This window comes from Streptomyces olivochromogenes, from assembly GCF_001514115.1.
Taxonomy (GTDB): domain Bacteria; phylum Actinomycetota; class Actinomycetes; order Streptomycetales; family Streptomycetaceae; genus Streptomyces; species Streptomyces olivochromogenes.
On sequence record NZ_KQ948459.1, the window covers coordinates 369,332 to 382,425 of the forward strand.

Consider the following 13,094-nt stretch of genomic DNA (forward strand, 5'->3'; position numbering starts at 1 on the left):
CCGTCAGGGCGCGGGGCTGTGACGATATGCGGCTCCGCCGCGTGGGCGCGACAAGCCACAACGCACCCGCACCCGACGAAGCACCACGCGGAGGTAACTCTACGGACCCCGCCGGGAAGGCATGGCGTCGCTTTCCGGCCACCCGCCCTTGACACGCTTGCCAAGTGTTGGCCAAGGCTCCCCTCGATCTCCACCGCTGTCAGGCCCTGGGCCTGATCGGTACCGCCTTTCTCGCGCTCGGCGGTGAGACGGCCGGCGCCCTGCCCACGCGGGACTTCCTCGACCCCGGCTCCGCGCGTGCCGTACTCGGCGTGGTCGGGGTCTACTTCGGTGTCGTCCTGCTGATCGCCGCGTGGGTGCTGCTCGGCAAGGTCGTACGCGGTCCGCAGCCGCCGACGCCGCGCGCACTGCTGCTGGTGCTCGCGGCCTGGGCGGCGCCGCTGCTTCTCGCGCCGCCGCTGTTCAGCAGGGACGTGTACAGCTATCTCGCGCAGGGCGCCATGGTCGACGCGCACATCGACGTGTACGCCCACGGGCCCGCGCAGCTCGGCGGCCCGCTCGCCGACGAGGTGGCACCGGTGTGGCAGCAGACCGCGACGCCGTACGGCCCGGTCTTCCTCGCCGTCGCCTCCGCGCTGTCCGGCCTCACCCGCGGGGAGATACCGGCCGGGCTGCTCGGCATGCGCCTGGTCGCGCTGCTCGGCGTGGGCCTGATGGCGGCGGCGCTGCCCCGCCTCGCCCGGCACAGCGGTGCCGATCCGGCCGCCGCGCTGTGGCTCGGCGCGCTCAACCCGCTCGTGCTGCTGCACCTGGTGGCCGGTGCGCACAACGACGCCATCATGCTGGGACTGCTCGGCGTCGGCCTGGTCGCCGCACGCGGCCGATGGCACCTGCTGGGCGTCGTCCTCATCACCCTCGCCGCCCTGGTCAAGGCGCCGGCCGTGCTCGGCCTGCTGGCGGTGGTGGCGCTGCGCGGGCGTCGCGGAGTAGTGCGCACGGTCCTGACCACGACCGGGGTCGCGCTCGCCACCACGGCCGCGGTGACCGCCGTGACGGGCACGGGGTACGGCTGGATCGCGGCCCTGAAGACCCCCGTCTCCCCGCACAACTGGTCGCCCACCAGCGTCCTCGGCCGCGCCACCGGCGCCCTGCTGAAGGATCTCGGCAGCGGCCTCGCCCCGCTGGCGATGCCCGTCTGGCACGCGACCGGGCTGGTGGTGACCGTCCTGGTCGTCCTGTTCATATGGCTGCGCCTGCGGCCGGGCCCCATCTACGCGCTGGGCCTGAGCCTGGGCGCGGTCGCCGTGTTCGGTCCCGCGATCCGGCCCTGGTACGCGCTGTGGGGCCTGTTCCTCATCGCCGCCGCGGCGCCCAACGGCTCGGTGCGCCACCGGGTCGCGGCAGCCAGTGCGGTACTCGCGCTCGCCGTACTGCCGAGCGGCGGACCGCCGGACGTCGATCAGGTGGTGCTGGCCGTCTCCGGCGGCGCACTCGCCCTCGTCGTGCTCTGGCAGGCCCGTCAGGCCGCCCGGGCCGAGGAGCCGGCGCAGCCGCCGGTGCTGGGGCGGACGGCATGAGACATCTGGACACCGACGGCCGGCGGCTGCTCGGCCTGCTCACTCTCGCCGTCGCGGTCGCCGTGTTCACCGCGACCGTGCCACTGCTGCGCGACTGGTTCGATCTGCGCGTCTACTACGGCACCGTCGACGCCTGGGTCCATCACGGCGGCCGGATCTACGACTACTGGGTGCCGGGAACCACGTACGGATTCACCTATCCGCCGTTCGCGGCCGTGACCATGCTGCCGATGGCGCTGATCGGGCTGCGCACGGCGATCGCCGTCTCCGTGGTGCTCAATCTCGCGGCGCTGGCGGTCGTGGTGTGGATCCTGGTCGGGCCCGCGCTGCGCCGCTACGGCTGGTACGGCTACGCCCTCGCGGCCTGTCTGCTGCCCCTGCTCGAACCGATCCGCGACACCTTCAGCTTCGGGCAGGTCAACCTCCTGCTGCTGGCGCTCGTCCTGAGCGACGCCTGGCTGCTGTCCACCGGCCGGGGACGCCGGGCGGGCGTCGGCATCGGGCTGGCCGCCGCGATCAAGCTGACCCCCGCGCTCTTCATCGGCCTGCTGCTGCTCGGCCGTCGCTGGCGCGCCGCCGGGGTCGCGACGGCCGTCGCCGCGGCGGCCACCGGTCTCGCGGCCTGGGTGGCGCCGGACGCCTCGCGTTTCTACTGGTCCGAGGCACTGTGGGACACCAATCGCATCGGACGTCTCGCCTATGTCTCCAACCAGTCGTTGCAGGGCGTCCTGGCCCGGCTCGCCGCACCGGGCGAACCGAGTCGGGCCGTGTGGGCGGCGACCGCCCTGCTGATCCTTTGCGTGTGGGCGCGGCGGACCTCGTGGGCGCTGGCCGACGAGGACTGGACGGCCGCGTTCGCCCTCACCGGGCTCGCCGCCTGCCTCCTCAGCCCGATCACCTGGGTGCACCACCTCGTCTGGCTGCTGCCGTCCTTCGCCGTACTGCTGCACCGGCACCGTGCGCGGGTCGCGGCGGCTCTGTACGCGGTGCTGTGCAGCAGCGTGGTGTGGCTCTGGTTCGACGACTCCTCCGGCCTCGACGGATTCCTCGGCAGCAACACGTACACGTGGATCACGCTCGGGCTGCTGCTGTGGCTGCCAGTGGGTCAGTCGCGGGTGGGCCGCACGCCCTTGAGACGCAGGGCGAGGGCCACTCCGCCCGCGCCCAGACCCGCGGCGCCCAGGATCCCGGCCGCCTCCGGCCAGCCGCCGTCGGGGCCGTCCGCGGAACCGGTCCTCGCCTGTACGGGCGAGGCGCCCGCCGCCGGGACGGACCGGCTGTCGGGGAGCGATCCGACGGGTTCGACGTGCCCGGCGGCCGCGAAGCCCCAGTCGAGCAGCGAGCGGGCCTCCTCGTACACCGTGGTGCCGCCGCCCGCCTGAGGGTTCATCACCGTGACGAGGAGGGTGCGTTTGCCCCGGTGCGCGGCGGCGACGAGCGTGTTGCCCGCGTTGGTGGTGTAGCCGTTCTTGACGCCGATCAGGCCCGGGTAGGGCGCCACCCCGTCGGCGCCGGTCAGCAGCCGGTTGGTGTTCTGGATCTCGTACGGGTAGCCGTCGCCGGGGAAGCTGGCCTCGGCGGTGGAGCAGTAGCGCGCGAACTCCGGGTTGCGCAGGCCGGCCCGTCCGAAGACCGCGAGGTCGTACGCCGACGAGACCTGGCCGGGGGTGTCGTAGCCGTCGGGCGACTCGACATGGGTGTCGAGGGCGCCCAGCGAGCGGGCCTTGGACTGCATCCGGACCGCCGTCCGGTGCCAGCCGCCGTTCATCGCGGCCAGTACGTGCACGGCGTCGTTGCCCGAGTTGAGGAAGACGCCGCGCCACAGGTCGGACACGCGGTAGGTGTGCCCCGCGGCCACGCCCACCAGGCTGCTGCCGTCGCCGATGCCCTCCAGTTCCTCCTCCTTGACGGTGTGCTGGATGCCGGCGGGCAGCGCCGGGAGCACGGTGAGCGCGAAGAGGGTCTTGAGGGTGCTGGCGGGCGGCAGCTTGAGGTGCGCGTCGTGCGCGGCGAGCACCTCGCCGGTGCCTGAGTCGGCCACCACCCACGACAGCGCCGAGATGTCCGGCAGCTCGGGGGCGTCGGACCGTGTGCGCACCTGCGTCCCGGCCCGCTGGAGGTAGGGCGTCTGGGAGGCCATGGGTCTCGGCAGGCCCGTACCGGGGCGGGCGAAGGCCGGACTCGGCGCGAGGGCCAGCGCTCCGGCCACACAGAGGGCGGAGCAGGAGAAGGCGGTCAACGAGACGACCATCCGGGATGGGAATCCGATTGTCATACCGCAAACGTAGGAACGGAGTCGCCGTGCGCCGAGGTGCCAGGCCCGAGCGAGGGGATGCAGTACCCGGATGCCACACGCGGGAGAGGTCCGGGAGGTCCGGCGCGGTGGATTCGGGGTGGGGGTCAGGCGGTGGGCAGGGTCGGCTGGACCTGACGCAGGAAGGCCGCGTTGTCCGGCGTGGCGCGCAGCCGCTCCAGGAGGGTTTCCAGGGCGGCCTGGGCGTCCCGGGTCTGCAGGGCGCGTCGCAGTCCGCGTACGGCGGTCAACTCGGCCCCGGGCAGGAGCAGTTCCTCGCGGCGGGTACCGGACGGGATGATGTCCACGGCCGGGAACACGCGCCGTGAGGCGAGGATCCGGTCGAGGCGGAGCTCCATGTTGCCGGTGCTCTTGAGCTCCTCGAAGAAGTAGTCGTCGGCACGGGAGCCGGTCTCCACCAGGGCGGTGGCGAGGATGGTGAGCGAGCCGCCCTCCTCGGCGAGGCGCGCGGCGCCGAAGAACCGCTTGGGGCCGTGCACCGCGGCGGCGTCGACGCCGCCACTGAGCGTGCGGCCACCGGAGGCGGCCGCGTTGTTGTGCGCGCGGCACAGCCGGGTGAGCGAGTCCATCAGGATGACGACGTCCTCGCCCTGTTCGACGAGCCGCTTGGCGCGCTCGACGACGAGCTCGGCCAGGGCGATGTGCTGCTTCGGCGTCTTGTCGAAGGTCGAGGCGTAGACCTCGCCGCGGACGGAGCGCCGCATGTCGGTGACCTCTTCGGGCCGCTCGTCGAGGAGCAGCACGATCAGATGGCATTCGGGGTGGTTGCCCGCGACGGCGCCGGCGAGCTGCTGGAGCAGTACCGTCTTGCCGGTCTTGGGCGGGGCGACGATCAGACCGCGCTGGCCCTTGCCGACGGGGGAGACCAGGTCGACGACGCGTCCGGCCATGCCGCTCGCCGGGTGCTCCAGACGGAGCCGGTCGCGCGGGTGCAGCGGGGTGAGGTCGCGGAAGTGCGGGCGGCGGCGCAGCTCGTCGGGGGTGCGGCCGTTGATCCGCTCGACCTCGGCGAGGGCTCGGGGTCCGCCGCGTACGCCTTCGACGGTGTCGCCCGTGCGCAGGCCGTGACGGCGGATCAGTGCGGCGGAGACCTGGACGTCGGTCGGCGTGGGCAGGCAGCTCTCGGCGGCGCGCAGGTACCCCTGCCCGTTGTGCGCGATGTCGAGGACACCGGTGGCGTGGGCCGGGAGCTGCTTCTGTACGGGAGGGTGTTCGAGTGTGGTGGTCATGAGAGGTGGTCCTTTCGAGGACGGATTCATGAGGTCATGAGGAAGGGAGGGGGTGTGCCGGGGGGAGGCGGCGTGCTCACGCCTCGGTGCGGCGGGGAAGATCACCTGAAGGAACTACGGCTGACCGCGCTCGGAAGGTGATGCGAAGAAGCTGGTCACCCGATCGGAAAAGCGACGGGCGTGTCAGCGAAAGAAGGAGATTCAGCACCGGCGCCCGAGACGGGGCGTACACAAGTGCTGACTGGAGATTACCACGGCTTGCGGCGAAGTGGTTGTGATCTGTCTCTCAACGGCTCGCCAGGAGGCCGTACAGCAGCGGAATGCGCGGCTCCCCCTCCGGCAGGCGCCACCAGCCGGACGGCGTACGGACCATCTGCGGCCAGCGCGGCCAGGGAAGCTCGTCGCTCTCCCGGAGCCGGCGGATACCGAGTCCCGCTGTGGTCAACGCGTTGACGACCTCGTCCATTCCGTGCATCCACTCGTAACTGTCGGTCGCGCCCTCGACGGCCGGTCCGTCGGTGTACGTGTAGGTCGCGTTCCGGTGCACGGCGTCCCGGCCGCCCAGGTAGTCGTGACGCAGCAGCAGTTCGGTGCCCTCGCCCTCGGCGGGTTTGGGGCCCAGCGCGTTGAGCAGCGGATGGAACTCGGCGATGTACAACCTCCCTCCCGGGCACAGCAGTTGAGCGATGACGGCGGCCCAGCGGTCCAGGTCGGGCAGATAGCACAGGGCGCCCTTGCCGGTGTAGATCACGTCGAACAGCCGCCCGCCCAGGGCTTCGACGGCGTCGTACACATTGGCTCGTACGTACGTCACGTCGGCGCCCGCCCGTGCCGCGATGGCGGCCGCGGCCGCCACGGACGCCTCGGAGATGTCCAGGCCGACGGTCCGCGCGCCGCGCTCGGCGAAGGCGATCGTCTCGGTGCCGAGGTGGCACTGGAGATGCAGCACGTCGAGGCCGGCCAGGTCCCCGAGGTCCTCCCACTCGAAGGCGGCGAACCAGCGCGCCGGGTCGAGCCTCTCGCCCAGCCCGTAGAACCGGCTGGCGAGATGGACGGGGGTCCGCGCGTCCCAGTTGGCCTGGTTGGCCCGCATCATCCGCTCGTGCTCGTCGGTCATGGAAACATCCAACCGTGGACGCAGGCGGATCCGGGGGAAGAACCGCGGATCGGCGCGTACGCCATCGCTGTCGGTCACGGGGACGAGCGGGCAGAATCCTTCGTCGTAACGGCTCGCAGCGCCCGCTCCCGACTCCCCACGCCCATAAGGAGACCTCCGGTGGACACCTCTCCCGGCACGCCGCACCGCATGGACCCGGCCGGCGGCTGCCCGCACGCCGACAACGCGCGGCTGCTCGAGCGGGGCGCCGTCGCGGCGGTGGTGCTGCCCGGCGAGGTGGAGGGCATGGCGGTGCTCGGGCACGAGGCGTTGAAGGAGTTCCTCGCGCATCCCGAAGTCGCCAAGGGCGCCGAGCACTTCACCGAGCTGCGGGAGGGGCGGATAGCGCCGGGGTGGCCGCTCGCGACCTTCGCGACCGTACGCGGGATGACGACCGCGGACGGCGAGGACCACCGGCGGCTGCGTTCGCTCGTGAGCAAGGCGTTCACCGCGCGCCGGGTCGAGGAACTACGGCCCCGGATCGAGGAGTTGACGGCGGGACTGCTCGACGACCTCCGGGCCGCGGCCGAGCGGGACGGCGGAGTCGCCGATCTGCGGCGGCACTTCGCGATGCCCCTGCCCATGGGGGTCATCGGGGAACTGCTCGGGGTGGACGCCGAGCACCGCGACCGGCTGCACCACCTGTCGAACCAGGTGGTCGCCACCGACATCGGCCCCGAGAAGGCCCTGGCGGCCAACCGTGAACTCGTCGCCGTGCTCGCCGCCGTGGCCGTCGCTCGGGGCGAGCGGCCGGGCGACGACCTCACCAGCGCGCTGATCGCCGCCCGGGACGAGGAGGGCGACCGGCTCAGCCAGGAGGAGCTGATCGGCACCCTGGTACTGATGATCATCGCGGGGCACGAGACCACGCTCAACCTCCTCACCAACGCCGTACGGGCGCTCTGCGGCCACCGGGACCAGCTGGAGCTGGTCATGAAGGGCGAGGGCGGGGTGGGCTGGGCGGACGTCGTCGAGGAGACCCTGCGCTGGGACGCGCCCGTCAGCTACTTCCCCTTCCGCTATCCGGTCCGGGACCTGACCGTCGACGGCACGGTGATCCCCAAGGGCACGCCCGTGCTGGCCGGTTACTCGGCGGCGGGGCGCGACCCGTCCGTGCACGGCCCGGACGCCGACCGCTTCGACGTCACCCGGCCCGGCAGGTCCGGCGCCACCCGCCACCTCTCCCTCGGACACGGCGCCCACTACTGCCTCGGTGCCCCGCTGGCACGCATGGAGGCGACCATCGCCCTGGAGCGGCTGTTCACCCGCTTCCCCGACCTCGACCTCGCCGTGACGGAGGCGGAACTCTCCCGGCACTCCAGTTTCGTCGGCAACAGCGTGCGGGCACTTCCGGTACGGCTCGGCACCTCCCACGGCTGACCGCGCGCATACCGCCGTACGCCACCGCGCCGTATACCGCCGTAGACCACCGCGCCGTATACCGCCGTACGACACCGCGCCGCATACCAGCCATACGACACCGCGATGCCCCTGCGCCGACCCTTTTCTTGTTCTGGGCAATGGCCGTCCCTACGCTGCCACCACCGCACACCGGCGGCACTGGACAAGGGACATGGCAATCATGGGTCGACTGGCCGGAAAAATCGCTTTCATCAGCGGAACGGGGGCCGGAATAGGGCGGGCCGCGGCCCAGGTATTCGCCGCGGAAGGCGCCACCGTATTCGGCTGCGACCTCGATGCCGACGCCGCCGCGGAAACGGTGGAACTCGTCGAGAAGGCCGGCGGTGTCATGCGGTCCCTCGCACCGGTGGACCTCTCCACCGAGGCGGGCGCCCATGAGTGGATCGACGCGGGGATCGAGGCCCTCGGCGGGATCGACATCCTCTACAACAACGCCTCCGCACTGCGGAACGGGCCGTTCGCGACCATGCCGGCCGAGGACTGGTACTTCACCATCAAGAACGAGCTCGACATCCCCTACTTCTGCACGCAGGCCGCCTGGCCGCACCTGATCGCCCGCGGCGGCGGAGCCGTCCTCAACGTCGCCTCGGTGGCCGCCGTCCGGGGCGCCCCCTTCATGCCGATGGTCCCGCACGGCGCCGCCAAGGGCGGGGTGCTGGCGATGAGCAAGCACCTGTGCGCGGCCGGCGCCCCGCACCGCATCCGGGTCAACACCATCGCCCCCGGCATGACCCACACCTCCGCGACCGCGCCCTTCCTCGACGACCCCGACGGCCCGAAGGCGCAGCTGGAGGCGCGGATCCCGGTAGGCCGGGTGGGGGAGCCCGAGGACATCGCGCGCGCCGCCGCCTTCCTCTGCTCCGACGAGGCGGCGTTCGTCAACGGCGCCAACCTGATGGTCGACGGTGGCGACAGCGCGATGGCCGGCTGAGCGCCGGTGACCGTCCGACTCGACCACGTGGGCGTCAACGTACGCGATCTGCCCGCCCAGACCATCTGGTATCAGGGGGCGTTCGGGCTCAGGACCGTCTTCGAGTTCGCCCTCGAAGGGCCCGGTCTGAGTGCCGTCGTCCTGGAACATCCGCACGGCTGGCGGATCGAACTCCTCGCCAGGCCCGGATCCGCGCCGGGGCTGCGGGCCCCGGACCCGCTGACCGCCGCCCTCACCGAGGGATACGGGCACTTCGCGGTCACCACCCCGGAACTCGACCCCGTCTACGCGGCCTTGGTGGCGCGCGGAGCGGGCGAGGCCATGAAACCGGGTCCTTCCCCCGAACCCGGTATTCGCATGGCCTGGGTCACCGACCCCGAGGGAAATCTCATCGAACTCATAGAGAAAAACGCAGAGTGAGGGCACGCACGATGACGGATTCGACCTCCACGAGCTCTTTGAAGAAACTGGACCTCGGAACACTCATAGCCTGCTGTCTCGCAGTCGCCGCCGCGCAACTGTGCATTACCGTTCCGTCCCCGATCAATGGTGAAATCCAGGCCGCCTTCGGGGCGTCCGGTTCCCAGGTCGCCTGGGTCACGTCCGCCTTCATTCTCCCCACCGCCATTCTTGAACTGAATTTCGGTGTGGTCGGAGACCTCTTCGGCCGCAAGCGCCTGCTGGTGCTCGGCGGCCTCGTCCTGGCGCTCGGTGAACTCCTCAACGCCACCTCCCAGAACATCACCATGATGTGGACCGGACAGGCGCTGGCCGGTATCGGCGCCGCGGCGCTCTTCCCCAGTTCCCTCGCGGTCATCGCGGCCGCCACCCCGGACGGCAAGGACCGTGCCAAGGCGGTCTCCACCTGGGCGCTCAGCATCTCCCTCGCCTCCGCGATGGGACCGCTGTCCTCCGGGGTGCTCGCCACGGTCGCCGACTTCCGCTGGGCCTTCGTGCCGCCCGTGGTCCTCGGCCTGGCGGTCGCGATCGCCTGCTGGAGACTGGTCACCGACTCCAAGGCCCCCGAGGGCCGCGCCCTGGACTGGCCGGGCCAGATCACCATCGCCGTCGGCCTCACCGCCCTGCTCTGGGGCATCATCGAGGGCGGCGACCGCGGCTGGGGCAGCGCGGCGATCGTCGGCTCGCTGGCCCTCGCGGCGGTGGCCCTCGTCGGCTTCGTCGTCGCCGAGACCCGCGCCGCCTCGCCCATGTTCAACCTGGACCTGCTGAGGATCCCGTCCTTCGCCGCGGCGGCCGTCGTCGCCCTGGCCGGCATGTTCGGCTTCATCGGCACCGCGTACTGCGTCTCCATCCGCCTCGGCGCCGTGATGCATCTGAGCGCGCTGCGCGCCGGCATGCCGTTCGTGATCCTCCAGCTGATCCCGCTGCTCCTGGCACCGGTGCTCAGCAGGATGCTCACCCGCGTCGACGCCCGCTGGCTCCTGACGGGCGGACTGCTGCCGATGGCCGCGGGACAGTTCTGGATCGCCGCGCTGCCCATCACCACGACCTCCCTCGCCGCCTTCATCGGCCCGGTGCTGCTGCTCGGCATCGGCTTCATCTGCGTCGTCTCCTCACTGACCTCGGCCGCCGTGAACGCCGTACCGATCCACATGACCGGCATGGCCAGCGGCGCCACCAGCCTGGTCCGCGAGTTCGGCCAGGGCCTCGGTCCTGCCGTCATCAGCACCATCGCGATGAGCGCCGCGTCCTCCGCCCTGGTGGGCAAGCTCAACGGCGCGGACGCCGGCATGGAGGCCGCCGCGGGCCCGCTCGCCGTCGTCAACGCGGGCAGCGACAGCGCCAGGGCCGCCGCGCAGACCGCGCTCGGCCACGGCATGGCCATCGGCGTGGTGATCTGCGGCTGCGCCTCCCTGCTCGGCGCGCTGGTCACCCTGCTGCTGGTGCGCAAGAACACCGCCCGAGCGGCGGTCGGCGCCGGCGGTGAGCCGTCGGTGCGGACGGCCACCGCGTAACGCGGCTCGTCGCGAAGAGGCCGGGGCCCCGGGGCCCCGGCCTCTTCGCGCGCCCAGGGTGTCGATTCGGCGCCGGCCCGTTCGTCGGTGGGGTGTAAGAAGTTCATGAGCACCGGGAGGAACCATGAAGTACATGCTGCTGGTCTGCGGCGACGACACCGCCGACGCGTCGGGCATGGCCCCCGTCGAGCCCTGGGTCGAGGAATACGGCGCCCGCAGCGGCGTCCGGCTGCACGGCCACCGGCTCCGGCTCCCCGCGGAGGCGGTCACCGTGCGGGTGCGCGACGGCGAGGTGCTGCGCACCGACGGGCCGTTCGCCGAGACGAAGGAGTACGTCGCCGGGTACGACATCCTCGACTGCGACAGCCTGGAGGAGGCCGTCGAGGTGGCCGCGCAGCACCCCGTGGCGACCGTCGGCGCCATGGAGGTGCGCGCCTTCTGGGACGACGAGGACGCCGAGACCGAGATCCGCCGGCTCGACGCGGAACTCACCGCCGCCGGCCGGGAACGGGACTTCGACCGGGCGATGGCCTGCTACGCCCCCGACGTCGAGGTGTTCCACCCCGTGAGCGGTCTGGAGCAGAGCGGCGTCGAGGCCCTGCGCAAGGCGGAGGAACTGTGGTTCTCCACCCTGAGCGGGCCCGTGCACCGCGAGGTGTCCGACTTCCGCGTACGGGTCGACGAGAGCGTCGCCTTCAGCCACGCGCTCGTACGGATCCGTGCCACGCTCGCCACCGGTGAACCGCTCGACACCACCGCCCGGGTGACCACCGGCTACCGCGCCGCGGGCGACCGCTGGCAGATCGTCCACCAGCACACCTCGATCCCGTTCGACACCGGCGTCACGGAGGGCCTGTCATGAAGTACGTCCTGTTCATCTGCACCCCCGTCGGCGGCGAGGAGCTGAGCCCTGCGCAGATCGCCGACGACCCCCGCTTCACCTCGTACATCGACGAGGTCCGCAGCCGCGACATCGTCAGGGGCGGCGCACGGCTGCGGCCGTCCACCGACGCCACCACCGTCCGAGTCCAGGGCGACGAAGTCCTGCTCAGCGACGGGCCGTTCGTGGAGTCCAAGGAGTACGTGGCCGGCTTCGACCTCATCGAGGTCGCCGACCTCGACGAGGCCATCGCGCTCGCGTCCCGGCATCCGGCGGCGCTGGGCGGCGGCTCGGTCGAGGTGCGGCCGGTCTGGGAGTGAACGACATCGAAGGCGTGGAGGCGGCGGTCGCCGCCGCCTTCCGCGAGGAATGGGGCCAGGTCGTCGCCACCCTGATCCGGGTGACCGGTGACTGGGACCTCGCCGAGGAGTGCGCGCAGGACGCCTTCGCCCAGGCCCTGGACCGATGGCGGCGCGACGGAGTGCCGCGCCGCCCCGGCGCCTGGCTGACCACGACCGCACGCCACCGGGCCCTGGACGTGCTGCGCCGAGAGGCGGTGGGGGCTCAGAAACTGCGGGAGGCGGCGGTGCTGGCACGGGACGAGGGGCCCAGCGACCCGGAGTACGACGGCGACGACAGCGGCGTCCGGGACGACCGCCTGCGCCTCATCTTCACCTGCTGCCACCCGGCGCTCCCCATCGAGGCCCGGGTGGCACTGACCCTGCGCACCCTCGCCGGGCTCACCACCCCCGAGATCGCCCGCGCCTTCCTCGTGCCCGAGGCGACCATGGCGCAGCGCCTGGTGCGCGCCAAACGGAAGATCCGTAACGCGGGCATCCCCTACCGCGTACCGCCCGCGCATCTGCTGCCCGAACGCACCACCGGCGTTCTCGGCGTGGTGTACCTGCTCTTCAACGAGGGGTACGCCGCCACGTCCGGCGCCGACCTGGTGCGGATGAACCTCTGCGCGGAGGCCATCCGGCTCGCCCGGGTCCTGGCCCGTCTGATGCCCGACGAACCCGAGGTCCTCGGTCTGCTCGCCCTCCTGCTGCTGCACGACGCCCGGCGCGCCACCCGGGTGGACCCGGCGGGCGAGCTGGTGACGCTGGAGGACCAGGACCGTACGGCCTGGGACAGGGCCGCCGTCGACGAGGGCGCCGCCCTCCTGGAGAGCACCCTGCGCCGCGGACGCCCGGGGCCCTACCAGATCCAGGCCGCCATCGCCGCCTGCCACACCACCGCCGCGACGGCGAAGGACACGGACTGGGCCGACATCGCCGCGCTGTACGGGGAACTGGCGCGCTTCGTGCCCTCCGCCGTGGTGCGGCTCAACCGTGCCGTGGCGGTGGGCATGTCCGAAGGCCCGGAAGCGGGGCTGGCGCTCGTCGCGGAGCTGGAGCGGGAGGGCGAGCTGGACGGCTACCACCTGCTGCCCGCGACCCGCGCGGATCTGCTGCGCCGCTCGGGGCGCACGGCCGAGGCGGCCGAGGCGTACGAGCGGGCACTGGAGCTCGTGGAGAACGCCGCCGAGCGGCGCTTTCTGGAGAAGCGGCTCGCGCAGTGCCGATCGGCGTAGGACCCGTCCGCGGCGACCGTCCCCGGGCCCGGG

The 13,094-nt window shown here is 72.2% G+C and carries 11 protein-coding genes and 1 pseudogene; 9 read left to right on the top strand and 3 right to left on the bottom strand.

From position 1 onward, the window contains the following. The first annotated feature begins 164 nt into the window (after positions 1 to 164). Together mptB and AQJ27_RS60515 are read left to right on the top strand one after the other, a co-directional pair. Positions 165 to 1,577: a polyprenol phosphomannose-dependent alpha 1,6 mannosyltransferase MptB gene (mptB, locus tag AQJ27_RS25565; protein WP_067373252.1), complete on the top strand. Its 1,413-nt coding sequence runs from the start codon at positions 165 to 167 to the stop codon at positions 1,575 to 1,577. After that, positions 1,574 to 2,959 carry a glycosyltransferase 87 family protein gene (locus AQJ27_RS60515; protein ID WP_079065244.1) on the top strand — a complete coding sequence of 462 codons (1,386 nt, stop codon included), beginning with the start codon at positions 1,574 to 1,576 and terminating at the stop codon, positions 2,957 to 2,959. The genes mptB and AQJ27_RS60515 overlap by 4 nt, the downstream gene beginning before the upstream one ends. A gap of 59 nt (positions 2,960 to 3,018) precedes the next feature. Here AQJ27_RS60515 and AQJ27_RS58805 read toward each other — a convergent pair. The 3 genes and pseudogenes from AQJ27_RS58805 to AQJ27_RS25580 form a co-directional block, all read right to left on the bottom strand. Then, a pseudogene (locus tag AQJ27_RS58805) lies at positions 3,019 to 3,852 on the bottom strand (D-alanyl-D-alanine carboxypeptidase family protein); the annotation flags it as partial. Between the two features lie 125 nt (positions 3,853 to 3,977). Continuing rightward, positions 3,978 to 5,120: a transcription termination factor Rho gene (rho, locus tag AQJ27_RS25575; protein ID WP_067373266.1), complete on the bottom strand. Its 1,143-nt coding sequence runs from the start codon at positions 5,118 to 5,120 to the stop codon at positions 3,978 to 3,980. A 286-nt stretch (positions 5,121 to 5,406) separates the two neighbouring features. Next, positions 5,407 to 6,237: a class I SAM-dependent methyltransferase gene (locus AQJ27_RS25580; RefSeq protein WP_067373269.1), complete on the bottom strand. Its 831-nt coding sequence runs from the start codon at positions 6,235 to 6,237 to the stop codon at positions 5,407 to 5,409. Between the two features lie 159 nt (positions 6,238 to 6,396). On the opposite strand from AQJ27_RS25580, the gene AQJ27_RS25585 reads away from it, so the two are divergent. The 7 genes from AQJ27_RS25585 to AQJ27_RS25615 all read left to right on the top strand — a co-directional run bounded on the left by AQJ27_RS25585 (position 6,397) and on the right by AQJ27_RS25615 (position 13,061). Then, a complete protein-coding gene (locus AQJ27_RS25585) occupies positions 6,397 to 7,656 on the top strand; it encodes a cytochrome P450 family protein (RefSeq protein WP_067373272.1) in 1,260 nt (419 codons plus the stop codon). 202 nt (positions 7,657 to 7,858) lie between these two features. Next, on the top strand, positions 7,859 to 8,629 hold the full coding sequence (locus tag AQJ27_RS25590) for an SDR family oxidoreductase (protein WP_079065255.1): 771 nt from the start codon (positions 7,859 to 7,861) through the stop codon (positions 8,627 to 8,629). A 6-nt stretch (positions 8,630 to 8,635) separates the two neighbouring features. Further along, complete coding sequence (locus tag AQJ27_RS25595; protein WP_067373275.1) at positions 8,636 to 9,049, top strand: VOC family protein; 414 nt, start codon at positions 8,636 to 8,638, stop codon at positions 9,047 to 9,049. Positions 9,050 to 9,060: 11 nt separating this feature from the next. Beyond that, positions 9,061 to 10,605: an MFS transporter gene (locus AQJ27_RS25600; protein WP_067373278.1), complete on the top strand. Its 1,545-nt coding sequence runs from the start codon at positions 9,061 to 9,063 to the stop codon at positions 10,603 to 10,605. A 124-nt stretch (positions 10,606 to 10,729) separates the two neighbouring features. Then, positions 10,730 to 11,467, top strand: a complete 738-nt coding sequence (locus AQJ27_RS25605; RefSeq protein WP_067373281.1) for a nuclear transport factor 2 family protein — start codon at positions 10,730 to 10,732, stop codon at positions 11,465 to 11,467. Further along, complete coding sequence (locus AQJ27_RS25610; protein ID WP_067373284.1) at positions 11,464 to 11,805, top strand: YciI family protein; 342 nt, start codon at positions 11,464 to 11,466, stop codon at positions 11,803 to 11,805. The genes AQJ27_RS25605 and AQJ27_RS25610 overlap by 4 nt, the downstream gene beginning before the upstream one ends. Next, positions 11,802 to 13,061 carry an RNA polymerase sigma factor gene (locus tag AQJ27_RS25615; protein ID WP_201264322.1) on the top strand — a complete coding sequence of 420 codons (1,260 nt, stop codon included), beginning with the start codon at positions 11,802 to 11,804 and terminating at the stop codon, positions 13,059 to 13,061. The genes AQJ27_RS25610 and AQJ27_RS25615 overlap by 4 nt, the downstream gene beginning before the upstream one ends. The last annotated feature ends 33 nt before the right edge of the window (positions 13,062 to 13,094 follow it).